Source organism: Lacicoccus alkaliphilus DSM 16010 (genome assembly GCF_900142805.1).
Lineage (GTDB): Bacteria > Bacillota > Bacilli > Staphylococcales > Salinicoccaceae > Lacicoccus > Lacicoccus alkaliphilus.
Genome location: NZ_FRCF01000002.1, coordinates 94,210 through 116,584 on the forward strand (window position 1 = coordinate 94,210; position 22,375 = coordinate 116,584).

Here is a 22,375-nt window from a genome sequence, read left to right on the forward strand (position 1 = left end):
TAAAATTCAATATTCAGAAGGGTGAATTATCAATTGTCTGATCGGGGGTGTGCTCATCTCCATGTTTCCGGGCATCCTCGCGATGATTTTCGGGCCGAGTGCACATATTTCGGGCATTATAATAAAAACTTCCTTTTTTATCGAAAACCATTCACAGTATTGTTATAATATCAATTGAATAAGATTTGAGGAACAAGTCCACATGAAGAGGAGATATGTGAATGAACACGGAAATTTTTACGGACCCGATTTTTATAACGGTTGCGGCATTGCTTGTGGTTCTGGCAATCGTATTTCTAGTCTATTATCTGAAGCACCGGAATGATATCAACCGGGTCCAAAGTTCATATGAAGAGCAGAAGAAGTCGATGGTCGACAAATATGAAAGTGAACGTGAAGAAGAACATCTGAATCATAAGAAAGAGGTGTCCACTCTTAATGAAAGGTATCATAATGATACGACACTTCTGAGCAACAAGCTTTCCAGCCTGCAGCAGTTCACGGAGGACAAGGGGGAGTATCTCACGGACCTTGCGCTGCTCCAGCTGAAAGATAAGCTCGTCAGGGAAGAGAAGATCCGCAGTTCCGATATGCTGATCCTCTCCAACGTCTTTCTGCCGAGCCGCAATTACACCAACACCCGTAAGATCGATCATCTCGTTTTGACACGCACCGGCTTATACCTGATCGATTCGAAGTATTGGAGCGGCCATATACTGCACGGCGTGAGTGAAAACAACTTCGACGAGTTGCCGTATGTCGAGTCGTTCTTTGAACTGCTCGATCTCGATAAGAGGCAGGAACAAACGCTGATCTTCGATAAAGCCGATGAACAGAATGTTTCGGTCAACCATTACAACCAGGTCATCGACGAGACGAAGCTCTCTGCAGAAAAACTGAGGAATATTCTGAAGCTGCAGTATGAGGTGGTGCCGATGATCTACTTCAATCCGATCGACGGGGGCAATTATTCAATCACGAATTATTCGGATGATGAGACACTCAAAGTGCTTGTCGGCAAAGAAGAGCTGGAAGAGTTTTTCCTGAAGTACATCTTCCATGGCAGGTTCCAGTATACGGTCAAGGAACTTTCGGAAATCGAGGAAGCAATACTGACCTTGAATCCTTAAATTTCATAATTGGTAACCCCATACGTGAAGTATGGGGTTTTGTATTTAATGTTATAATGATTTCTATAACAACAGGACAATGGAGGGGAAGAGATAATGGTGAAAATAGCTGTTATAGGCGGCGGTGTAGCGGGCATCAGCATCACCCGGCACCTTGTTTCCCACCCGGGGGCCGCCGGCGATCCGGAGATCGACATTTATGATGCAGCGGAACAGATGGGGCGGGGGAAACCGTACATTGAGGACAGCGGACATCTGCTGCTCAATATCCCCTCTGAAGAGATGACGCTCACCGGGAGTCCGGATGGGTTCGTCGACTGGTTGAAAACGCAGTCGCTCCCCGTATGCGACTATAATCCGAGGAAAGATTTCGGAGCATACTCCCGGGAGGTTTTCCAAAGCCTTGCAGATTCACACGGGGGAATCCGGGCGGTCCATGAGCAGATCGTGGATATCATTTATGATGCTGAAGAAATATCCTATACTGTTCACACAAAAACGCATGATAAAAAATATGATCTGGTGTTTTTGGCGATGGGCCAGATGAATTATAGGGACCCGTATGGTCTGAAGGGGACGGAGAAATACGTTTTCAATCCATATCCTGTAAACGCGCGCCTTGACGAAGCTGAAGGGAAAATCGGCATCATCGGCACCGGCCTGTCTGCAATAGACTGTGTACGGTACTTGATATTGGAAAGGGGAATGGATCAGGTCCATCTCTTTTCAAGAAGTGGGGACATGCCATCGGTCAGAGGGGAGACCCATCATTTTGAAATCAGGCATTTCACGGAAGAAGCGGTGGAGTCTTATATAAAGGATGATCTGATACCTCTTGATAAGATCATCGCCTTATTCAAAAAGGAAATGGATGCCCAGAATATTGAGGAATCTTTGTTCTACCGTCACCCTGAAAGCACACTTGAAGATTTGAAGCATGATATTGCCAATAGTGCCGAAGTCGGTAAACTGCAGTATCTGATCATTGCACTGAACCCCCTCTTCAGCAGGATCTTCACTTATTTATCTTTGACCGATAAAAAAATTTTTATGGAAGAGGTTCATCCATATATAGATAAAAATCATTCCCCCATGCCGATCAGGGTGGCCCGGCAGCTCGTAGAGTGGGCGGAATCAGGCAGAGTCGCCATCGTGGACGGTATGAAAGATGTGCATCATGAAGGATCGTTCATTGTGGAAAGTGACAGTGGCGTCTATGATATGGACTGGATGATCAATGCCACAGGCCCTGAAAAGGATATCCTGAAAGATGAGTCACCTTTGATATCGAACATGGTGGACCGGATGCTGATCGGCCCCGGCAGTCTCGGCGGCATACTGGTCGACAGGGCGCACAGGGTCATCAGTCCCAGGTACGGCACACTGAGGGGGATGTATGCCATCGGACATCTGACTTTCGATTCGGATTATCTTTCAAATTCGGTGAACATCATCGTTGAAAATACAAAGTTGATGATTGATGGCGCGTTGAAGCAGTACTCATGAATAAAACCCCGGTCGTATGAGCGGGGTTTTAAGTGTTTATTTATTTCTGATGAATTTATAAGCGGCCAATAGGGCCCCGGCTCCGGCAATCACAGCAGTGCCGGTCTGGACGCGCTTGTCTCTCGTCACGCCTTTCAGCACAAGGTTGATGTTCTGAGGCCTTTCAGCGAGACGTCGCATGAAGTATGCATACCAGTCTTTACCGAACGGCAGGTAGACGATCACCCTGTAACCGCGAGACACCAGATTCCTCTGGTAATCTTTTCTGAAACCGTATAACATCTGGAACTCAAAAGTGTCTTCCGGGATATCGTTCTCTTTTATGAAATCAATCGTTTCTTCTATTATATTATGGTCATGCGTTGCAATCGAAGTATATCCGCTGCCTTCGAGCAGGTGGGTCTTGATCAGCCTCATATAAGCTGCGTCAATATCCTTTTTGGCCTGGAAAGCAACTTCAGGTGCCTCTTTGTAAGCCCCTTTGACAAGGCGCAGGCGCATATCCTTATACTTTATGATGTCTTCCCTTGAATTGAATAAGTAGGACTGGATGACCGTGCCGACATTATCGAACTCTTCTTTCAACGTATCCACCAGGCGGATGGTGTCGTCATATGAGGAATAGTTCTCCATATCCACGTTGATGAACATATCCGCCTGTTTGGCCACAGTCAGAATTTCCCGCATATTCTGCAGGCAGAAGTCGTAATCGATGTGCAGTCCAATCTGCGACAATTTGATCGAGCCGTGGGCATCCAGTCCATGTTCATCAATTGCCTGGATCATTTCGAGGATATTGCTCTTTTCCTGAAGTGCCTCCGATTTCTCAGTGATGAACTCGCCGAGATTATCAAAAGTCACGCCCATCCCCTGATCATTCAAATCCTTGATGCGCTCAATCGTATCTTCAACTTTAATTCCGCCGACCACCTTGTCGGCCCCGAACCTGAGGCCGACTTTTTTAGTTGCTTCATTCAGCATGTCATTCTCTGAAAGATGTATGAAAATATCTCGTAATAATGGCATAAAACCTCTCCTAATGTAATTATATTCATGTGTGCTCATCAATGTTTTTCAATATATTGTACCCTTAAATACAGAATGATAACTGAGAAGTGTCCGGGAATTCATATGAAACTTCAAAATTTTTCTCAGCCTTCATTTTTGTAATGTGGAATATGGTCGGTGTAAGTGTTGTTGATCCGTTCCATTTCTTTCACATCTTCTTCCGTCAGTTCCCTTACCACTCTCGCCGGCCTTCCAAACGCAAGTGTCCCCGGTGGAATTTTGGTCCCCGGCGTGACCAGGCTCCCTGCACCGATGAATGCGCCTTCTCCAATCTCAGCCCCGTCAAGAATGGTTGAATCCATGCCGATCAAAGCTTTATCCTCGATGATACAGCTGTGAAGAGTGACCTTATGGCCGACAGTGACATACTCCCCGATGACCAAGGGCAGACCTGGGCTTTCATGTAGAATCGACAAATCCTGGATGTTGCTGTGTCTGCCTATTTTAATGGGGGCGATGTCACCTCTCAGCACACTGCCGAACCAGATTGAGGCATATTCATCGATGGTCACATCGCCGATGATTGTTGCATTTGGAGCGACAAAAGCGCTTTCATTTATCCGTGGTTCCATTCCTTTGTAATCCAGTCTCATTTGCACTATCCTTTCATCAAATTGTTGTTATAATAATTGTATCATAATGAATCATAAAAGGACTTAAGGAGACTCGCCTCAAATGTGGAAATGGGAAACGGAATACGAACCGAAAGGTGTCGTCGTCGTCATACATGATATGCTTGAACACCATGAGTACTACACAAACCTGATCAGCCGGCTGAGGAACGCCAATTATCATGTCATCACCGGAGATCTGCCGGGACACGGGCAGACGACCAGGGTTCATAAAGGTCATATCACAGACTTCTATCAATATATCGACCGGGTCATGGAATGGTTTGAAATGACCAGGGGCTACCGGCTGCCGACATTCATCATCGGCCAGGGCCTTGGCGGCCTGATTGCGATGGAACTGATCAAGCAGCATAATATCCATATTGACGGCGTCGCACTGCTGAACCCGCTGCTATCATTCAAGCAGTCGTTCATGAACCGTAAAAACACACTGATCACCAGCGTCAGGACATCCAGTGATGAGACAAGGTTCAATCCGGGCATCAAGATGAAATATTTCACTACCGATAAAACTTATCTGGAACGGTACGAGAATGACGAGCTGATCGTGGACAAGGTCAGCTATCACTGGTATAAGACGGTCATCAACCAGATGAAGAACACATCCGGAAATATGGATGAATTTCCGGATGTCCCGCTGCTCTCTATATTCACCGAGGGCAATGAAATCATCGAACCGTTCATATCATCCAATTATGTAAAGAAGGTAGCGAATAAAGAACTTCAGGTCATCATGCTGGACAGTGCGGACCACGGCATATTCCAAAGGGAGGACATTGAAGTGCCTTTTTATCATCTTGAAAAGTTCTTCAACTCCCAGCTCTTCAGGATCGGATTGTTTTAAAGGGGAATCTCATATGCACTTCAGGCATTATGGGTTTTCTCCATGCATAAAATGAACGGTGCGTTGTTCTTTTGGTTGATGAAACGGTATTCAAGGATATTTGCCTCTTGCTGTGGAATATGGGAAAGGTGGTCATAAAGCGCATCCTTTTCGTCTTTGCCCTTTTCATGCCCGTGATAGACGACGATGACGATCCGGCCTCCTGGCTTCAACAGGTGAAAGAGCTGCCTGAGGGCTTCTATGGTCGATTCACTTTCCGTGGTGATTGACTTGTCACCTTTAGGCAGATAGCCCAGATTGAACATCGCAGCCTGAACCGGCACTTCGATATGATTTTCGATGCGGCTGTGCGAATCCAGGATGAATTGTATATTATCCAGTCCTTCGGTCAGTTCCCGGGCATGGTCGAGCGCCGTCTTCTGGATGTCGAAGCTGTAGACGCTCCCTCCCGGACCTGTCAGCTCCGCAAGGAACTTCGTATCATGGCCGTTGCCGCAAGTGGCATCGACGACCGTGTCTCCGGGGGAGACGTTTTCCTCCATCAGCTTTTTGGCAGCCGGCAATATTTTCATCAGCATAAGATCACCTCATAGAAAATAATACCATATCGGCAGTCAATCATTCATGAAAAATTATCAAGTGTTGTAAAATGAAGATGAATGGAGCAATACAGAGTATGAGGGGGATGGCAAATGGAGAATATCATCTATTATGAAAGTCCTGTCGGATGGCTTGAAATCCGGAGCGCGGGTGAAGCGATCACAGGCCTGGACTATAAAGAGGCACCCGGTGAATCAGCCGGCGGCAGTGACGTCCTGGAGCAGTGCGCAGAAGAGCTGAGTGAATATTTCGCTGGGGTCAGGACCCGCTTCACCGTGCCGGTGGATCTTTCGTTCAAGGGGACGAAATTCCAGAGGAGAGTGTGGAACGAACTGAGGGGCATACCATATGGGAGCACCATAAGCTATAAGTCACTTGCCATGAGATGCGGCGGTGCCAATTATACGAGGGCGGTGGCCAATGCCAACGGTAAAAACCCGGTCTCCATCATCGTGCCCTGCCACAGGGTGATTTCCAGCGACGGCACCCTGGGCGGCTATACGGGCGGATTGGATAGAAAATCTAAACTGTTGACGATAGAAGGGCTGCAGCTCATCTGATCCTTTATTATGCTTGCTAATATTTTTGAAATGGCATATATTAGTACTTGTACAGAAGTAGTAATATGACGCTGTTCCAAGAGAACCGGTGGTGGTGCGAACCGGCAGCAGCCCAGTATGAACTCGTCTGTATCATCCCAATTTAATATTCTTAAGATGCACTTTTAAAGTGAATGCGGGTGGTACCGCGGTCAGATAGATCGTCCCATGTTTAATTGAACATGGGATTTTTATATACTTTTTTACATATATTAGGAGGAGTCAAATGGCTTATAACCACAGAGAAATCGAGAAGAAATGGCAGGAATACTGGGAATCCAACCAGACGTTCAAAACAGAGGAAGAGTATGATAAGAAGAAGTTTTACGCTTTGGATATGTTCCCTTATCCATCCGGTTCCGGACTTCACGTCGGTCATCCGGAAGGCTATACGGCAACAGACATCATTTCACGGATGAAACGCATGCAGGGGTATAACGTCCTCCATCCGATGGGGTGGGATGCTTTCGGGCTGCCTGCGGAGCAGTATGCGATCGATACGGGAAATGACATACGTGAATTCAATGAGCAGAACATCAACACATTCCGCCGTCAAATCAAGGAACTCGGTTTCAGCTATGACTGGGATCGCGAGATCAATACGACGGACCCGGATTACTTCAAATGGACGCAGTGGATTTTCATCCAATTGTATAATAAAGGTCTCGCCTATATCGACGAAGTGCCGGTGAACTGGTGTGAAGCGCTTGGTACGGTGCTTGCGAATGAGGAAGTGATCGACGGTCTATCGGAGCGCGGCGGACATCCGGTCGTCAGGAAACCGATGAGACAGTGGATGCTCAAAATCACCGAATATGCAGACCGTCTGCTTGAAGACCTTGAAGAACTGGATTGGCCGGAATCGCTTAAAGATATGCAGCGCCATTGGATCGGGAAATCCGAAGGTGCCAACATCGACTTCAAGATAGAAGGGAAGGACCCACACTTCACGGCGTTCACGACACGTCCGGATACGATTTACGGTGCGACATACGCAGTGTTTGCACCGGAACATAAACTGGTGGACGAAATCACTACGGATGAACAAAGAGAGGCGGTCAAGGCCTATCAGGATAAAGCTGCGATGAAGAGCGAGCTGGAACGTACGGACCTCGCCAAAGAAAAGACCGGCGCTTTCACAGGCGCCTACGCAATCAATCCGTTCAACGGCGAAAAGATGCCGATATGGATTTCGGATTATGTGCTCGCATCATACGGAACAGGTGCAATCATGGCCGTACCGGCACACGATCAGCGAGATTATGAATTCGCGAAGGCATTCGGTCTGCCGATCACCGGAGTGATCGAAGGCGGCAACATTGAAGAGGAAGCCTATGTCGGTGACGGGCCGCATGTGAACTCAGGTGAGCTGGACGGCCTGAATACTGAAGATGCCATAGAAAAGTCACTCGAGATCATGGTCGATAAAGGTTACGGACGCAAAGAGACGACTTATAAACTCCGCGACTGGCTGTTCTCACGTCAGCGTTACTGGGGCGAACCGATTCCTGTGATCCACTGGGAAGACGGTACGATGTCCACGGTGCCGGAAGATGAGCTGCCGCTGGAACTGCCTGTCATGGAGCAAATCAAACCTTCAGGCACAGGTGAATCACCACTTGCAAACAATGAAGATTGGATACAGGTCGTGAGGGAAGATGGTGTCAAAGGCCGCCGCGAGACCAACACTATGCCGCAATGGGCGGGCAGCTGCTGGTATTATCTGAGGTTCATCGACCCCCATAATGATGAAGCGCTTGCAGATCCTGAAAAATTGAAGCACTGGCTGCCGGTCGACCTCTACATCGGCGGTGCGGAACATGCGGTGTTGCATCTCCTGTATGCGCGCTTCTGGCACAAAGTCCTTTACGATGTGGGTGTGGTCCATACGAAGGAGCCATTCCAGAAATTGTTCAACCAGGGCATGATCCTCGGCGAGGGCAACGAGAAGATGAGTAAATCGAAGGGCAACGTCATCAATCCGGATGATATCGTCTATTCACACGGGGCGGATACGCTGCGCCTGTATGAGATGTTCATGGGGCCGCTTGATGCATCCGTATCATGGAGCACAACGGGTCTCGACGGGTCCAGACGCTTCCTCGACCGTGTATGGAGGCTCGTCATCAATGAAGAGACCGGGGAACTGAATGAAAAAATCGTGGATAATGAAACGCCGGAGCTTGAGAAGGTGTATCACGAGACTGTGAAGAAAGTGACCGAAGACTATGCCAGCCTCGACTTCAATACGGCAATATCACAGATGATGGTATTTGTGAACGAGTGCTATAAGAGTGAGGAAGTCTCAAAGGCATATATCGAAAATTTCGCTAAGATGCTTTCCGCCATCGCGCCGCATATCGGTGAAGAGCTGTGGGGCAGGCTCGGCAATCCGGATACGCTGGCATATGCAGAGTGGCCGGAATATGATGAGTCCAAGCTGGTCGAAGACGAAGTGGAAATCGTCATCCAGGTCAACGGCAAAGTGAAAGAGAAGAGGCACGTACCGGCTGATGCATCAAAGGAGGATCTTGAAAGGATTGCGATTGAATCCAACAAAATCCAGAGCGAACTTCAGGATAAGACGATCAGAAAAGTGATCGTCGTACCGGGCAAATTGGTTAATATAGTTGCAAATTAAAAAAGTGAGGTCTTTTGGACCTCACTTTTTTACATTTTTCAGGATATCCCTTTCATCACTCTGCGATGCTTCCCCGCTTTTGGGGATGACGGATATTTTTCCCTCACTCTCGAGGATTACAGCTTTTACATTTTCCATATTGGCGGTCCCGCTTGCCCGGACAGCCTGATGGATTTCGGATGTGTTCAACCGTTCCTTTTTCAGATTTTCCTTCAAATATTCATCATGGTAATAAAGCAGCTTCGGTTCGGATTTCACCATATCGTCGAACTTATCGCTGGCCAATGTGAGTTTTGAAATTACATATTGCATTCCGACCAATATCAAGTAGGCGGTCACACCCTGAAGCAAAGACACATCCTGATCAAGGAGGATGGTGGCAAGGACGGACCCAAGGGCCACCGTGACGATGAAATCGAAGGCATTGAGCTGTGAGAGTGTACGCTTGCCGCTGAAGCGGACGATGACCACCAGGGCGATGTATGCGAGCAGTCCGACGACGGCCGTTCTTATGATCACTTCATAATCACCCAAAAACATATCTTCAAATGTCATTTGAACACTCCTTTGATATATTGCAGCAAAAGTTATACTTAGTTGTGAATTCCTCTATAATGACAAGTTCAAACGTTCCATCACCGCTTTTTCAACCTTTATGATGGGGTGTATTCCAGAGGTGTGGTATTGTTTTAGTCAGATATGGTATGAAAGGAAGGATCACGAATGATTAAAGTGGTGAATGCATTAAGCATCAAGAAAGGCCGGATCGATGAAGTGGCAGTGAGATTTCAGGAGCCGAAGACCGTGCACACTTTTGAAGGATTTGAACTGATGGAAGTGCTCAGGAACGAGAAACCTGAAGATCACGATGAACTGCTGATCGCAACGACATGGAAGGACCATGCCTCCTTCGAAGCCTGGAGGGACAGCCGTAAAAATGAGAAGGCACATAACCCGAAACCCTCAGGGGATAAGCCTGCAGATAATCCGATCATAGATAATGAAATACGTATTTATGACATCGCCCATCGGCACCTGCCGGAGTAAGTGAAGACCCCGCACCCTATTTTTAGGGTGCGGGGTCTCTCTGCAGGGGAGTGCATGTTCCGGTTTGTGGGTCCGAATCCGCAACGTTGGCTGGATTCTCATTCAAAGGTTGCGGACGATTTCAACAATCAGCAGCCTCTTCACTTCATACCGGCGCTGTGGCCTGCAACATAGCCGGTGACGAGTGCACTCGTTATATTGTAACCCCCGGTGTAGCCGTGGATATCCAACACCTCCCCGGCGAAATAAAGGCCATCGACGAGGCGGCTTTCCATCGTTTGGGGGGTGACTTCCTTCAAGTTGACCCCGCCGCCGGTGACGAAGGCTTTTTCGATGGACTGGGTGCCGTCGACAGTGAAGATGAACCCTTTCAGGAAACCGATGATCTTCTGTTTATCTTCATTCTTCAGATGGTGGCTGTTCGCCTCGCCGTCGATACCATTGTAATCGATGAGGAACTCCGCAAGGCGGTCCTGCATCATTGATTTTAAAATATTCTTGATGGACTTGTGGGGGCTTTCCTTCAGCAATGTATCCAGCTCTTCCTGAAGTGTGGTTTTTTTCTTATCCGGATAAAAGTCGACCATCATGGAAATTTCCGGCCGCTTTTGGCTTTTCTGTTCCTTATATACAAACTGGCTGCATCTGAGGGCGGCGGGGCCGGAGATGCCGAAGTGCGTGAAGATCATGTCCATTTGATGAGTGATCCGCGGTTTGCCGTTTTTACGGAGCACGGACAAAGCGACATTTGCAAGGCTCAATCCCTTCAAGCGGCCATCCCTGATGAAGTCTTCAGTTGAAGTGATGGGGACTTCCGTAGGGAAAAGTTCTGTGATGTCGTGTCCCGCCGAGCGGGCAAACCTGTGCCCGTCGCCTGTCGAACCGGTATTGGGGACGCTCCGTCCGCCCGTGGTGACGATGAGGTTCCCGGCCTGGATGATTTCACCATCATCCAGCTTGACACCCGTGACCCCCCCGTCTCCGGTCAGTATTTCCTCCACAATCGTGCTGTAGCGTATGGTCACACAGTTTTTATCAAGCTCCGTCAGGAAGACGTTCAAGACATCGGCCGCCTTGTTGCTGACGGGGAACATCCGGCCGTGGTCTTCTTCTTTCAGGGTCACGCCGCGGGACTCGACGAAGTCTATGATGCTTTCATTATCGAAAGTGCTGAAGGGGCCGTATAAAAATTTCCCGTTGCCGGGAATATGCTTTATAATTTCCTCATAGGGCAGGCGGTTCGTGACATTGCACCGGCCGCCGCCCGAAATGAGCAGCTTCTGTCCGAGTTTTTTGTTTTTTTCGATCAGGATTACTTTCTTTCCATTTTTGGAAGCGGAGTAGGCTGCCATCAGTCCGCTGACGCCGCCGCCCACAACAATTATGTCATACATGATTTTCTCCTTTGGGTTTTAAAGTGATGATATATTGATTATAATGTAGTTTATTATAAAATAAGAAGGTTTTAAAACATGTCAGATTCCAACAAATTAGTCAGAGGGACATTCTTCCTGACTTTGGCGACACTGATCACCAAAATTCTGGGGATGCTCTATCTGATTCCATTCTACGCGATAATGGGCGGGGAGGAAAACCTGGCCCTCTACGGCTACGCCTATACACCTTACACGATCATGCTGTCCATCGCCGCTGCCGGCGTCCCCGGCGCCGTATCGAAGTATGTTGCCAAGTATAATGCACTCGGTGCATACCAGACCAGCCAGAAATTGTACCAGTCCAGTTTATGGGTCATGATCGGTTCGGGATTGCTGGCATTCCTTGCATTATATATCGCAGCCCCTTACATAGCCAATCTTCAGACACTGGCAGCAGGGAGCGGGGAAGGCAGCTGGTCGGCGGAGGAAGTGACAAGGATCATCCGGATCATCGGGATTGCTGTCATCATCATCCCTTTCATGGCAACTTTCAGGGGGATCTTCCAGGGATTCGAATCATTCGGGCCGACAAGTGCTTCATCCGTCGTTGAGCAGATCGTCAGGATTGCAGTGTTGCTGAGCGGCGCATATGTGGTGCTGTACGTACTTGAAGGGACGGTGCAGGCGGCCAACGAAATTGCAGTTTTCGCTGCATTCATCGGCGGTCTCGGTGCCATCATCACACTGCTGGTGTTTTGGAGGAAAAGGCAGCCGAATATTCAAAAGATGGTGGAGTCGGATGATACCGGTTATGATTTCAGCTACAGGGAGATGTACGGTGAGATCATACGCTACGGCATACCATTCATTATAGTGGGGATCAGCATCCCGGTCCTCATCTTCATCGACCAGCTGACGCATAACAACGGTCTTGCTCTGGCGGGTGTGCCGGCAGAGTACCACGACAAATGGTTCGGCATGCTCAATCTGACGACACATAAACTCGTCATGATCCCGACCTCACTGGCAGCGGCGTTTGCAATCACAATCCTGCCGTTCATCACGAAGAACTTCCAGCGTAAAAAGATGGATGACGTCCATCATCAGGTCAAGCTGATGATCATGATGCTCCTGTTCTTTGCGGTGCCGGCTGCGGCTGGCATGATGATACTGTCGGCGCCACTGTATACTTCATTTTTCGAATACAATGAAATGGCGATAAAAATCCTGCTGTTCTACGCACCGGTGAGCATCATCATTTCACTGTTTTCAATCACATGTTCAATTGTCCAGGGGATTGATAAGCAGAATCTCACCCTTTACGTGGTGCTTGCGGTCGTGATCACGAAACTTGCGGTCAACATTCCGCTGATCATGCAGTTTCATACAGTCGGGGCTGTCATGGGAACGGCGCTTGCACTCGGCCTCGGTGTCATACTCAATTTGTGGATCATCAAAAAATATGGGAAATTCCATATCCGTCCGTTGATCAAACCGCTTGTCCAGATCGGGTTATATACGGTCGTGATGCTGCTTACCGTGGAGATTGTATATCTTCTCCTCATGTTTTATTTCGATGTCGAGCAGAAGATGGATTCAGTGATCATCCTGACGATTACTGTACCTGTCGGTGCGGCAGTATATATACTGCTGTCATTCAGAAGCGGACTTGCAGATGAAATTCTTGGTGCAAGAGCGGATAAAATCAGAAGGAAATTGAGGTTCTTATAATGCGTTTGGATAAATTTCTGGCTAATGCCAATATCGGCAGCCGTAAAGAAGTATCCAGGATGATCAGGAACAAACGTGTGAAGGTTGATGGTGCTCTCATCATCAAACCGAACCACCAGGTATCCTATGCGACTCATGTCGAAGTGGACGGACGCCGGATCCTCCTCGAGGAATACATCTACCTGATGCTGAACAAGCCTGAGGGCGTGATATCTTCCACCGAGGACGGGCCCACCCGGACGGTGATGGACCTGATCGATCACCCGCAGGTCAATGAAATGTTTCCAGTCGGCAGGCTGGATAAGGACACGACGGGACTGCTGCTGATCACCAACGACGGTAAATTTTCACATGCACTCCTCAGTCCAAGGCAAAAAGTCGGGAAGACTTATGAAGTGACGCTGAAGGATGATGTCACTGACGAAGACCTGGCTGAACTGGAAACGGGCATCCCCCTGAAAGATTTCACGACTTCCCCGGCGATCGCGAGGAAGCTCTGCGACAGAAAAGTGGCACTCACCATATATGAAGGGAAATTCCACCAGGTCAAAAGGATGTTCCTCCATCTCGGCAATGAAGTGACCGCGCTGAAGCGCATCGGCTTCGGCGGCCTTGAACTGGATGAAGCCCTGGCTGAGGGTGAGAGCAGATATCTGACTGATGCCGAAGTTAAAAAATTATCATAACTTGTTTAAATCACCTTAGAGTGGGTAAATATTGATTAGTAATCAAAAGAAACCAATTCAATAGAGGTGTTTAAAAATGGGAAGAATAATCAGTGCTTTAATCAGAATTGCAGCTTTAGTCGGTGTTGCAGCGGCAGTCAAGAAGTTATCCGAAAAGGAGAACAGGGACGCTGTCCTCAACGAGTACAATAAGGCGAAGGAAAATCCGAAAGAGTATGCACAAAACGTTCAGAGCAAAGTGACTGAAAAAGCTCAGGAAGTACAGGGCACTGCAAAGGAAGAATATTCCAAAGCGAAAGAGGACCCTAAAACCTATGCTCAGGATGTCCAATCCAAAGTGACCGAACAGGCCAAGGAATATCAGAGCAAGATGAGCGAACAGGCTAAGGAATATCAGGAAAAAGCCAAAGAAGAAGCAGAAAAGATGACTGACGAATCGGACGAATCCAGCAACTCCGACCACGATATCAAGCCGGACGCAGTAGACGGCGACGGCCATCTGACCACTGACCAGGAGGAAGGCAACTTCGACTCCGAAGGCGGCATTCTCCATCCGGAGGAAACGCCGGGAGCTGAAGTGGTCAGTGATAAAGGTGAAAAAGACGATAATCATAACATCCATGTCGTTTACGATGAAGATTCCGACGACGATGATAACAAAGATAACAAGTAAGCAGTCGACATTGATGAAACCGGTTCTTAAGAACCGGTTTTTATTTTCGAAAAAATGAATGCATCCGTTTATGAATGCTTGTTTTTATATTAAAAAAAATTTATCATTAAGTATAAATAACTATTGGGTAAGGATGAACGTCATGGATTTCCAAGGACTTGTCTCACAGTACAAAGATTCACTGCTCGAAGATCTGACCGGATTGTTAAAGATCGAGAGTGTCAAAAGTGACCCGTCGGAAAATGCGCCGGTGGGTGAAGGGCCGAAAGCGGCGCTCGACTATATGATGAAGCTGGGTGAAAGGGACGGTTTCAAAACGGTGGAAGTGGACAGCCTCGCAGGCCATATAGAAATAGGCTCGGGTGAGGAACTGTTCGGAATTCTGGGCCATGTGGACGTCGTTCCGCCCGGCACCGGCTGGGACCACCCGCCCTTCGAACCGCTGGTGACAGAAGAGGCGGTGACAGCACGAGGTGTACAGGACGACAAAGGACCGACGATGGCGGCTTACTATGCGTTGAAGATCCTTAAAGAACAGAACCTTGATTTCAAGGTGAAGACCCGTCTGATCATCGGGACGGATGAAGAGTCCGACTGGGAATGCACAAAAGCATATTTCGACAGCCAGGAGATGCCTGATGCAGGTTTCGCGCCTGATGCTGCATTCCCGCTGATCTACGGAGAAAAAGGCATCACGTCTTTCAACATTGTTCAAAAGCATACACTCCTCGATGAAGTGGAGCCGAACATCGAATTGAAAGTGATGATATCGGGAGAAAGGTACAATATGGTGCCGGAAGAGGCCGAGGCGAAACTGAAAGTGATCCAGAATATGACGGAAGTCATCCAGTCCTTTGAGGATTTCTTGAGAAACAGCGAAGCGGCCGGGAGCTACGAAGTCGATAACGGCTTCCTGATCATCCGGACCGAAGGGAAGAGTGCCCATGGGTCTACCCCTGAAGCGGGTATCAATGCCGGGTTCATCCTCATCGAGTTCCTGGGGACTCTGGAACTCGATGATAATGCGACGAATTTTGTGCATTTTGCTAAAGATTATATCGTCGGCAATTATGACGGGGGCCCTTTCGACATGGTCCACACGCATGAAGAGATGGGCAGCGTGAGTGTGAATACGGGTATGATCAATTATACGGAGGTGGATGGTGCAAGCTTCGGTGTGAACTTGAGATATCCGGAAGGGCTGGATTTTGAAGGCAGTATTGAAGTTTTCAGAGAAAAGATTTCAAGTGAAGGGTTCACAATTGAAGATCTGACAGACGAGCCGCCTCACTTTGTCGAGCCTTCGGATCCGCTGGTGACGGTATTGCTCGACAGTTACCGGAATCATGTGGAGGATGCGGCCGAACCCTTCACAATCGGCGGAGGCACTTATGCGAGGACACTTGAAAGGGGTGTGGCTTTCGGGGCGATGTTCAAAGACACTGCGGACACCATGCATCAGAAGAATGAAACGATGAAGATTGATGAACTGTTGAGTGCGACCGCGATATATATGGAAGCAATTTACAGAATATGTGTAGAAGGTGAGATCAGTGAGAATCAGTTATTATAATGGAGAATATGTGAATCATGACGAGATGAAGGTCAAAAGCGGAGACCGCGCGTTTTATTTTGGGGACGGTGTCTATGAAGTTGTCCGTATCTACGACGGCCGGTTTTTCACATTGGATGAACATGCAGATCGGTTGATGCGCAGTGCAGAAGAAGTGATGATCAAAGGTCTGGAACGGGAGGAAATCATTGAAATCCTGCATGAAATCAAGGAGAGGAATGGCATCACGGACGGCGCCCTGTACATTCAGGTCTCAAGAGGCATCGCCCCGCGTGATCACGGTTTCCCGGACGGGAGCAAGCCTGTGATCTATGCGAGCATCAGATCATCCAAGAGGCCGGAGCAGCAGATGGAAAGCGGTGTCAGGGCAGTGACCACGGAGGACTACAGGTGGCTTAAATGTCATGTCAAGAGCCTGAATCTGCTTGCGAATGTCATGGAGAAACAACATGCGGTGGAAAACGGGGCCAAAGAGACCATCATGCATCGCGACGGGGTGGTGACAGAAGGGTCCTCCACAAATGTGTTCATGGTGAAGAACGGGATTTTATTTACCCATCCGGCCGACAATCTCATACTGAACGGGATCACCCGCCTTGAAGTGCTCAAGCTGGCTGAAGAAAATGACATCCCTTTCCGTGAGGAAGGCTTCACGGTTTCCGATATGAGTGAAGCTGACGAAGTTTTCTATACGAGTACGACCCAGGAAATCACACCGGTCATCAACATCGACGGCCGTAAGGTCGGGGACGGATCCGTGGGCGGGACGACCCGCAGGCTGCAGTCATTCTTTAATAAAAAAATCACAGAATTAATATCAGTTAAACAAAGTTAACGGGAGATATTACACTTATATTTTTAAAGTGGGTTGAAGCCTTATACAATGTGACTTTGACAGCCTTTTTTTCCGAGTTGTCATTTGAATAAGAAAATATGAGTCTTGAAATCCGTCCATAAACACTATATTATTTTAATCACGAAACAAAAAAGCGCTAATGTATTCATTATTATTTTAGCGCTTTTTTCAAGGACGAAAAGAGGTGTGGAATTTGGAGCATTTCTATCAGCTCGGCTGGACACTGGACCCGGTGGGAGGCGCCTCAGGTGAAGCTTACAAGGCAGAACAGGATGGACGCAAACTCTTTCTTAAACGCAACGCCAGCCCTTTTCTTGCTGCGCTGTCGGCAGAAGGCATAGTGCCAAAGTTGGTTTGGACAAAACGCATTGAAACGGGAGAAGTCGTAACAGCACAACATTGGAAGAACGGCCGTGAGCTGACCCATGAAGAAATGTCTTCAAAAAGGGTGGCTGAATTGATGAAGAAAATTCACTCATCACGCCCTTTGCTGACCATGCTTAAGAAGATAGGCATGAAACCCATGTTGCCTGATCTGCTGTTGAACAAGATTCAGTCTTCATTATCCCCGAAAGTGAATGCCCATCATACTGTGAGGAGTGCCATTCAGTATCTGGAAAATGAGATCCCGAAGCTCGACCCGTCTTTATGTACGGTCTGCCATGGGGATGTCAACCATAATAACTGGCTGCTGTCCGACCAGGACGAATTGTATCTTGTTGATTGGGAAGGCGCCATGATCGCCGACCCGGCCATCGATATCGGCATCATCCTTTATACTTATGTGAAGCCCGGGGACTGGGACGGATGGTTGGAGTCCTATGGCATCGAACATACCCGTGATTTGAGGAAGCGCATGAAGTGGTATACTCTGGTGCAGGCCATCACAATGATCCAGTGGTATGAAGATCATAAGCGTTTCAAGGATATGAATGACTGGATCTTATTCCTGAACCATGTCATCAGAAGAGACCGCTTCATCTAGCCGTAAAATTGAAATGGAGTCGCAAAATGAGAATACGGAACAAACCATGGGCGATGGATTACTTGAAAGAGCATAGTCACATCGTCGATATCACACACACATACAAACAAAATATCCACGATTTCTTCGATGAGGAACAACCCCTCCACATTGAAATCGGCACAGGCATGGGCACGTTCATTACAGAACTTGCCAAAAAAAATCCCGACATCAATTATCTGGGCGTTGAACTGGATAAGAACATCATCATCCGTGTCGTTGAAAAAATCGTCGAACAGGACTTGAAAAATGTCAGACTGGTACTTTTGGACGCCAATTTCATCGGTGAATATATACTGCCGGACACGGTGTCGAAAATTTATTTGAATTTCTCCGATCCGTGGCCGAAAACAAGGCATGCCAAAAGAAGGCTGACGCACAACACTTTTCTGACTCAATATGAAAGCATACTGAAGAGCGGCTGTCCGCTTCAGTTTAAAACGGATAACCGCGGCCTCTTCGAATACAGTCTTCAAAATCTTAATGCATACGGCATGAAGTTCGAAGAAGTCAGGCTGGACCTGCATGATGATGAACCGGAGGCCAACATCCGGACTGAATACGAAGAAAAATTTTCCGGGAACGGAAACAGGATATACTTATTGAAAGCATCTTTTTAAGGTGCTTTTTTTCTTTGCAATGTAATTCTCATTAAAGAATGATAAAATACATTATGAGTAAATTTATTGTGGAGGGAACGCATTTGAGTAAGTTCAATTTCGAGGAAGAAACAACGAGAGAAGGCACTTTCAGCATTCAATATGAAGGCACGGAGCCGTTGTTCGGCCGTACGGGCCTTGCACCTTTCTGGATTGCCGATATGGATATCAAAACACCGCAGGCCATCACCGAAGCAATGAAAAGACGCCTGGACAACGGCATTTTCGGTTATACGATATGGAAGAACTCCAAATTCTACGGGCCCGTCAAACAGTGGTGGAACTCGCGTTATAACGTGGATCTGACAGATGATATGATCACTTATGCCCCGTCCGTCCTATATACGGTGAGTGAAGCCATACGGCTGAATTCAGAGAAGGGCGATGGTGTCATCCTCAATATGCCTACATACAATGCATTTTTGAAAGTGTTGAAAGGCAACGACCGTAAAGTGGTCCCTGCACCGCTGATCGAAGAATCTGATGAGTATTCATTTGACTTCGAACATTTCGAGACATTGTGCAGCGAACCGGAAAATAAGGTCTTTGTCCACTGCAATCCTCATAATCCCACCGGCAGGGTGTGGACCAGGGAGGAACTTCAGAAGATGAAAGACATCTGTCTTGCGAACGGCGTCTTCTTTGTCAGCGATGAAATCCATATGGATTTCGTGAGACCGAAAGAGGAGTTTGTCTCCATGGTGGAACTTATGGAAGAAGACGATCCGATCATCGTCACGACTGGGCTTGGGAAAACTTTTAATCTGGCCAGTCTCCCTCATTCATATTTCATAACGAAAAATGATGCCCTGAAGGCTAAAATCGTACGGGAATTCGACCATCGCTACAATGTAGGTACGGCGAACAGCCTTGTGCTGTCTGCAATCGAGGCGGCATATATGGAGTGTGGTGAATGGGTGGATGAGCTGAACGAACACCTGGAAGGCAACTTTGACTACATCTCCGACTATATCGATACGCACTTATCCGCTTATCTGTCATTTAAAAAGCCGGCGTCCACTTACCTTGCGTGGATCAGTTTTGAGCAGTGCGGCATTCCGGATGACGTGATGCATAAGGCACTTGTGGATATCGGGGGTATTGCGGTATCGCCCGGGCATATCTACGATGTGGCTGAGAACGGACGGTTCAGGATGAACGTGGCCTCAAGCAGGCAAAGGATCGAAATGGGGATGGAACGGATCCATAAAACGATCGACGGCTTGAAAAAGGATGGGAAAATATAAAAAACAGGAGATTACTGATTAGTAATCTCCATGATTTCACCTGTATAAGCATCAGCGGTGAACTGGTATTTCGAAGTGTCTTCGCCTTCGCCGACATGCACGATGCCGTTGATGATTTTCGATTTCATACCGAGCAGGTTCCTTTCATCCGTCTGATAATCCAGTGAGATGAATGAAACGTCATCAAATTGTAAATGCAGTCCGTCGATCACTTTCTGTGCATCCACCGTTCTGTAAAGGAAGAACCATATCAGGAATGGGAGTGCTGTGACGACTGAGACGAGTAAAAATATTCTTCTTTTAGACATAAAACTACCTCCTTCTTAAATGTAGTTTACCATATGGATTAAATGAAAATCATAATTAAAGGGGATTTATCATGAAAATATCAAAAAAAACAGTCGAGAGAATGAAAACACTGACTGAACTGCACGGGGCCCCGGGTTTCGAAGATCTGATCAGGGGATACTTGAGGAAAGCGCTCGAGCCGTTGTCCGATGAAATCATCACTGACGGGCTGGGTGGTATTTTTGCAGTCAAAAAAAGCGGTAAAGCAGATGCCCCGAAAGTCATGGTCGCCGCACACATGGATGAAGTGGGCTTCATGGTGACGGAAATTAAAAAGAACGGACTGATCAAATTCATTCCGCTCGGAGGATGGTCAAGCGATGTCCTGCTCAGCCAGAAACTGAAAGTGCGCACCAAAGACAACAGGGAAATCACCGGCATCGTCGGGAGCGTACCGGTGCATTTCCGTAAAGGCGGTAAAGATAAAAAGACTGAAATCAAAGACATGCTCCTCGATGTCGGTGCGGACAGCCGGGAGGAGATTGAAGAGATGGGCATAGCGCCAGGTGACTCCATCGTACCTGATGTAAAATTCGAGGTCATGGAAAAAGAGGAGAAGTTGCTTGCAAAAGCATGGGATAACAGATACGGCTGCCTGATTGCGATAGAAGTCCTTGAGGCCCTGAAGGATGAAGAACTCGACTGCGACCTGTATGTCGGTGCCAATGTCATGGAAGAGGTGGGACTGAGAGGCGCCAAAGCGAGCAGTAACCGCATCAAACCTGATGTTGCATTTGTAGTGGATTGTTCACCGGCAAATGATATGATGGGCAAAAGTGACGACCTTGGCAGGCTTGGGGAAGGGACTTTGCTGCGCTTAATGGACCGTTCCATGATCCTCTCCAAACCGATGAGGGATTATATGATTGAAATTGCCGAAGATAATGGGATAAAATATCAATATTACACTTCCCCCGGAGGGACGGATGGAGGCAGCATCCACGTCTCGGGGGAAGGTGTTGTGACAGGTGTGGTCGGAATATGTGCACGTTACATCCACACTTCACACTCGATCATCAATTATAATGACTATGTTGAAGCGCACAAATTCCTTTCAGGATTGATCAAGGGTGTAAATACCAATGTGGTCGATACACTGAACGGCAACTGATCGGACGGGGATGACCTATGAGGAAATTATTGAGGAGATGGTTCATCGACGGGATGAGCTTCATGGCGCTCGGGCTTTTTTCATCCCTGATCATCGGATTGATCATGGATACCATGGGCACCTATATCCCATATTTAACCTTCATGACGGATATAGGGGCCATTGCGATGGCTTTGACAGGGGCAGCAATCGGGGCTTCAATCAGTTATGGCTTGAAAGCACCCCCGCTTGTCATTTTCTCGACTGTCGTCGTCAGTTATGCCGCCTATGAATTTGGAGGCGCAGCCGGAAGCTTCATAGCGAGCATCGCTGCAGTGGAAATCAGCCGCCTCTACAGCGGGAAGACCAAAATAGACATCATCATCAGTCCGCTTTTAACCATCACCGCGGGGTACCTTGTCGCCCAGTTCGTAGGTCCCTGGATAGGGAATTTCATGACGAATATCGGTGAGTTCATCGTCTTTGCCACTGAACAACGTCCCTTCGTTATGGGGATTCTCGTTGCGGTGGTCTTCGGCCTGATGCTGACGACACCGTTGTCGAGCGCGGCGCTTGCCCTGATGCTTGAAATCAGCGGCCTCGCAGCAGGTGCCGCAGTGATAGGGTGCTGCTGCCATATGGTCGGTTTCGCGGTCCAGGGCTACAGGGACAATGGCGTTTCCGGTCTGATTTCCCTGGGTATCGGCACATCAATGCTGCAGGTGCCGAACATTTTCCTGAACCCCTTCATCGTGGTGCCCCCGACGCTTGCCAGTGCGATCATCGCGCCGGTCATGACAGTGTTCTTCCCGATGGAGAACAATGCGGCCGGGGCAGGGATGGGTACAAGCGGTTTCGTCGGCCAGATCATGGCAATAGAAACGATGGGACCTTCAACAGAGGTGATGGTGCTGATTGCAGTGTTCCACATCATCCTGCCGGCACTCGTCACCTACATCATTTATGCTTTGATGCGCCAGATGAACATGATCAAGGACGGTGACCAGGTCATCGTACTAAATAAGTAAAAATTAATGGAGGCATT

The 22,375-nt window shown here is 47.9% G+C and carries 22 protein-coding genes; 16 read left to right on the forward strand and 6 right to left on the reverse strand.

Annotated features, from left to right (window positions below):
- Positions 1 to 221 precede the first annotated feature (221 nt).
- Both BUA12_RS00650 and BUA12_RS00655 read left to right on the forward strand, forming a co-directional pair.
- The gene (locus tag BUA12_RS00650; RefSeq protein ID WP_072707318.1) at positions 222 to 1,130 is read left to right on the forward strand and encodes a nuclease-related domain-containing protein; all 909 of its coding nucleotides are present in this window, start codon (positions 222 to 224) and stop codon (positions 1,128 to 1,130) included.
- 96 nt (positions 1,131 to 1,226) lie between these two features.
- Positions 1,227 to 2,636, forward strand: coding sequence for an FAD/NAD(P)-binding protein (locus BUA12_RS00655; RefSeq protein WP_072707320.1), 1,410 nt, complete (start codon positions 1,227 to 1,229; stop codon positions 2,634 to 2,636).
- A gap of 36 nt (positions 2,637 to 2,672) precedes the next feature.
- Here BUA12_RS00655 and BUA12_RS00660 read toward each other — a convergent pair whose 3' ends face one another.
- Positions 2,673 to 3,662, reverse strand: coding sequence for a proline dehydrogenase family protein (locus BUA12_RS00660; RefSeq protein ID WP_072707321.1), 990 nt, complete (start codon positions 3,660 to 3,662; stop codon positions 2,673 to 2,675).
- 125 nt (positions 3,663 to 3,787) lie between these two features.
- Positions 3,788 to 4,297 carry a gamma carbonic anhydrase gene (locus BUA12_RS00665; protein ID WP_072707323.1) on the reverse strand — a complete coding sequence of 170 codons (510 nt, stop codon included), beginning with the start codon at positions 4,295 to 4,297 and terminating at the stop codon, positions 3,788 to 3,790.
- Between the two features lie 82 nt (positions 4,298 to 4,379).
- Here BUA12_RS00665 and BUA12_RS00670 point away from each other — a divergent pair, with 82 nt between their 5' ends.
- Positions 4,380 to 5,180, forward strand: coding sequence for an alpha/beta fold hydrolase (locus BUA12_RS00670; protein ID WP_072707326.1), 801 nt, complete (start codon positions 4,380 to 4,382; stop codon positions 5,178 to 5,180).
- Between the two features lie 20 nt (positions 5,181 to 5,200).
- On the opposite strand, the gene mnmM is transcribed toward BUA12_RS00670, so the two are convergent.
- Positions 5,201 to 5,758, reverse strand: a complete 558-nt coding sequence (mnmM, locus tag BUA12_RS00675; RefSeq protein ID WP_072707328.1) for a tRNA 5-(aminomethyl)-2-thiouridylate-methyltransferase MnmM — start codon at positions 5,756 to 5,758, stop codon at positions 5,201 to 5,203.
- A 114-nt stretch (positions 5,759 to 5,872) separates the two neighbouring features.
- Between mnmM and BUA12_RS00680 the strand changes: the two genes are divergently transcribed.
- Entirely contained in the window at positions 5,873 to 6,340 is a 468-nt protein-coding gene (locus tag BUA12_RS00680) for a methylated-DNA--[protein]-cysteine S-methyltransferase (RefSeq protein ID WP_072707330.1), read from the forward strand.
- Between the two features lie 265 nt (positions 6,341 to 6,605).
- On the forward strand, positions 6,606 to 9,020 hold the full coding sequence (leuS, locus tag BUA12_RS00685) for a leucine--tRNA ligase (RefSeq protein ID WP_072707332.1): 2,415 nt from the start codon (positions 6,606 to 6,608) through the stop codon (positions 9,018 to 9,020).
- 21 nt (positions 9,021 to 9,041) lie between these two features.
- Here the strand turns inward: leuS and BUA12_RS00690 are convergent, their stop codons facing one another.
- Positions 9,042 to 9,575, reverse strand: coding sequence for a DUF421 domain-containing protein (locus tag BUA12_RS00690; RefSeq protein WP_072707334.1), 534 nt, complete (start codon positions 9,573 to 9,575; stop codon positions 9,042 to 9,044).
- Between the two features lie 168 nt (positions 9,576 to 9,743).
- Between BUA12_RS00690 and BUA12_RS00695 the strand changes: the two genes are divergently transcribed.
- Positions 9,744 to 10,067, forward strand: coding sequence for an antibiotic biosynthesis monooxygenase (locus tag BUA12_RS00695; protein WP_072707335.1), 324 nt, complete (start codon positions 9,744 to 9,746; stop codon positions 10,065 to 10,067).
- Between the two features lie 140 nt (positions 10,068 to 10,207).
- Here BUA12_RS00695 and BUA12_RS00700 read toward each other — a convergent pair whose 3' ends face one another.
- Complete coding sequence (locus tag BUA12_RS00700; RefSeq protein WP_072707337.1) at positions 10,208 to 11,461, reverse strand: BaiN/RdsA family NAD(P)/FAD-dependent oxidoreductase; 1,254 nt, start codon at positions 11,459 to 11,461, stop codon at positions 10,208 to 10,210.
- Between the two features lie 78 nt (positions 11,462 to 11,539).
- Here BUA12_RS00700 and BUA12_RS00705 point away from each other — a divergent pair, with 78 nt between their 5' ends.
- The 8 genes from BUA12_RS00705 (at position 11,540) to BUA12_RS00740 (ending at position 19,892) form a co-directional block, all read left to right on the forward strand.
- On the forward strand, positions 11,540 to 13,174 hold the full coding sequence (locus BUA12_RS00705) for a putative polysaccharide biosynthesis protein (protein WP_072707339.1): 1,635 nt from the start codon (positions 11,540 to 11,542) through the stop codon (positions 13,172 to 13,174).
- On the forward strand, positions 13,174 to 13,860 hold the full coding sequence (locus BUA12_RS00710) for a pseudouridine synthase (RefSeq protein ID WP_072707341.1): 687 nt from the start codon (positions 13,174 to 13,176) through the stop codon (positions 13,858 to 13,860). Before BUA12_RS00705 ends, BUA12_RS00710 begins: the two co-directional genes overlap by 1 nt.
- 76 nt (positions 13,861 to 13,936) lie before the next feature.
- Positions 13,937 to 14,533: a hypothetical protein gene (locus tag BUA12_RS00715; protein ID WP_072707343.1), complete on the forward strand. Its 597-nt coding sequence runs from the start codon at positions 13,937 to 13,939 to the stop codon at positions 14,531 to 14,533.
- A 142-nt stretch (positions 14,534 to 14,675) separates the two neighbouring features.
- Positions 14,676 to 16,106 (forward strand): dipeptidase PepV, encoded by a 1,431-nt coding sequence (pepV, locus tag BUA12_RS00720; RefSeq protein WP_072707345.1) that lies wholly within the window; start codon positions 14,676 to 14,678, stop codon positions 16,104 to 16,106.
- Positions 16,107 to 16,131: 25 nt separating this feature from the next.
- Entirely contained in the window at positions 16,132 to 16,941 is an 810-nt protein-coding gene (dat, locus tag BUA12_RS00725) for a D-amino-acid transaminase (protein WP_415735744.1), read from the forward strand.
- A gap of 214 nt (positions 16,942 to 17,155) precedes the next feature.
- On the forward strand, positions 17,156 to 17,947 hold the full coding sequence (locus BUA12_RS00730) for a phosphotransferase family protein (protein ID WP_072707350.1): 792 nt from the start codon (positions 17,156 to 17,158) through the stop codon (positions 17,945 to 17,947).
- Positions 17,948 to 17,973: 26 nt separating this feature from the next.
- On the forward strand, positions 17,974 to 18,606 hold the full coding sequence (gene trmB, locus BUA12_RS00735) for a tRNA (guanosine(46)-N7)-methyltransferase TrmB (protein ID WP_072707351.1): 633 nt from the start codon (positions 17,974 to 17,976) through the stop codon (positions 18,604 to 18,606).
- Positions 18,607 to 18,689: 83 nt separating this feature from the next.
- Positions 18,690 to 19,892 carry a MalY/PatB family protein gene (locus BUA12_RS00740; RefSeq protein WP_072707353.1) on the forward strand — a complete coding sequence of 401 codons (1,203 nt, stop codon included), beginning with the start codon at positions 18,690 to 18,692 and terminating at the stop codon, positions 19,890 to 19,892.
- A gap of 11 nt (positions 19,893 to 19,903) precedes the next feature.
- On the opposite strand, the gene BUA12_RS00745 is transcribed toward BUA12_RS00740, so the two are convergent.
- On the reverse strand, positions 19,904 to 20,200 hold the full coding sequence (locus BUA12_RS00745; protein WP_072707355.1) for a hypothetical protein: 297 nt from the start codon (positions 20,198 to 20,200) through the stop codon (positions 19,904 to 19,906).
- A 71-nt stretch (positions 20,201 to 20,271) separates the two neighbouring features.
- Between BUA12_RS00745 and BUA12_RS00750 the strand changes: the two genes are divergently transcribed.
- The gene (locus BUA12_RS00750) at positions 20,272 to 21,351 is read left to right on the forward strand and encodes a M42 family metallopeptidase (protein ID WP_072707356.1); all 1,080 of its coding nucleotides are present in this window, start codon (positions 20,272 to 20,274) and stop codon (positions 21,349 to 21,351) included.
- A 17-nt stretch (positions 21,352 to 21,368) separates the two neighbouring features.
- Positions 21,369 to 22,358 (forward strand): PTS sugar transporter subunit IIC, encoded by a 990-nt coding sequence (locus BUA12_RS00755; protein ID WP_072707358.1) that lies wholly within the window; start codon positions 21,369 to 21,371, stop codon positions 22,356 to 22,358.
- Positions 22,359 to 22,375: the final 17 nt, after the last annotated feature.

Excerpts from the sequence above, each read along its gene's own strand:
- BUA12_RS00650 (WP_072707318.1), top strand. The coding sequence starts at position 222 with ATGAACACGGAAATTTTTACGGACCCGATTTTTATAACGGTTGCGGCA.
- BUA12_RS00655 (WP_072707320.1), top strand. The coding sequence starts at position 1,227 with ATGGTGAAAATAGCTGTTATAGGCGGCGGTGTAGCGGGCATCAGCATC.
- BUA12_RS00660 (WP_072707321.1), bottom strand. The coding sequence starts at position 3,662 with ATGCCATTATTACGAGATATTTTCATACATCTTTCAGAGAATGACATG.
- BUA12_RS00665 (WP_072707323.1), bottom strand. The coding sequence starts at position 4,297 with ATGAGACTGGATTACAAAGGAATGGAACCACGGATAAATGAAAGCGCT.
- BUA12_RS00670 (WP_072707326.1), top strand. The coding sequence starts at position 4,380 with ATGTGGAAATGGGAAACGGAATACGAACCGAAAGGTGTCGTCGTCGTC.
- mnmM (WP_072707328.1), bottom strand. The coding sequence starts at position 5,758 with ATGCTGATGAAAATATTGCCGGCTGCCAAAAAGCTGATGGAGGAAAAC.
- BUA12_RS00680 (WP_072707330.1), top strand. The coding sequence starts at position 5,873 with ATGGAGAATATCATCTATTATGAAAGTCCTGTCGGATGGCTTGAAATC.
- leuS (WP_072707332.1), top strand. The coding sequence starts at position 6,606 with ATGGCTTATAACCACAGAGAAATCGAGAAGAAATGGCAGGAATACTGG.
- BUA12_RS00690 (WP_072707334.1), bottom strand. The coding sequence starts at position 9,575 with ATGACATTTGAAGATATGTTTTTGGGTGATTATGAAGTGATCATAAGA.
- BUA12_RS00695 (WP_072707335.1), top strand. The coding sequence starts at position 9,744 with ATGATTAAAGTGGTGAATGCATTAAGCATCAAGAAAGGCCGGATCGAT.
- BUA12_RS00700 (WP_072707337.1), bottom strand. The coding sequence starts at position 11,461 with ATGTATGACATAATTGTTGTGGGCGGCGGCGTCAGCGGACTGATGGCA.
- BUA12_RS00705 (WP_072707339.1), top strand. The coding sequence starts at position 11,540 with ATGTCAGATTCCAACAAATTAGTCAGAGGGACATTCTTCCTGACTTTG.
- BUA12_RS00710 (WP_072707341.1), top strand. The coding sequence starts at position 13,174 with ATGCGTTTGGATAAATTTCTGGCTAATGCCAATATCGGCAGCCGTAAA.
- BUA12_RS00715 (WP_072707343.1), top strand. The coding sequence starts at position 13,937 with ATGGGAAGAATAATCAGTGCTTTAATCAGAATTGCAGCTTTAGTCGGT.
- pepV (WP_072707345.1), top strand. The coding sequence starts at position 14,676 with ATGGATTTCCAAGGACTTGTCTCACAGTACAAAGATTCACTGCTCGAA.
- dat (WP_415735744.1), top strand. The coding sequence starts at position 16,132 with ATGAAGGTCAAAAGCGGAGACCGCGCGTTTTATTTTGGGGACGGTGTC.
- trmB (WP_072707351.1), top strand. The coding sequence starts at position 17,974 with ATGAGAATACGGAACAAACCATGGGCGATGGATTACTTGAAAGAGCAT.
- BUA12_RS00745 (WP_072707355.1), bottom strand. The coding sequence starts at position 20,200 with ATGTCTAAAAGAAGAATATTTTTACTCGTCTCAGTCGTCACAGCACTC.
- BUA12_RS00750 (WP_072707356.1), top strand. The coding sequence starts at position 20,272 with ATGAAAATATCAAAAAAAACAGTCGAGAGAATGAAAACACTGACTGAA.
- BUA12_RS00755 (WP_072707358.1), top strand. The coding sequence starts at position 21,369 with ATGAGGAAATTATTGAGGAGATGGTTCATCGACGGGATGAGCTTCATG.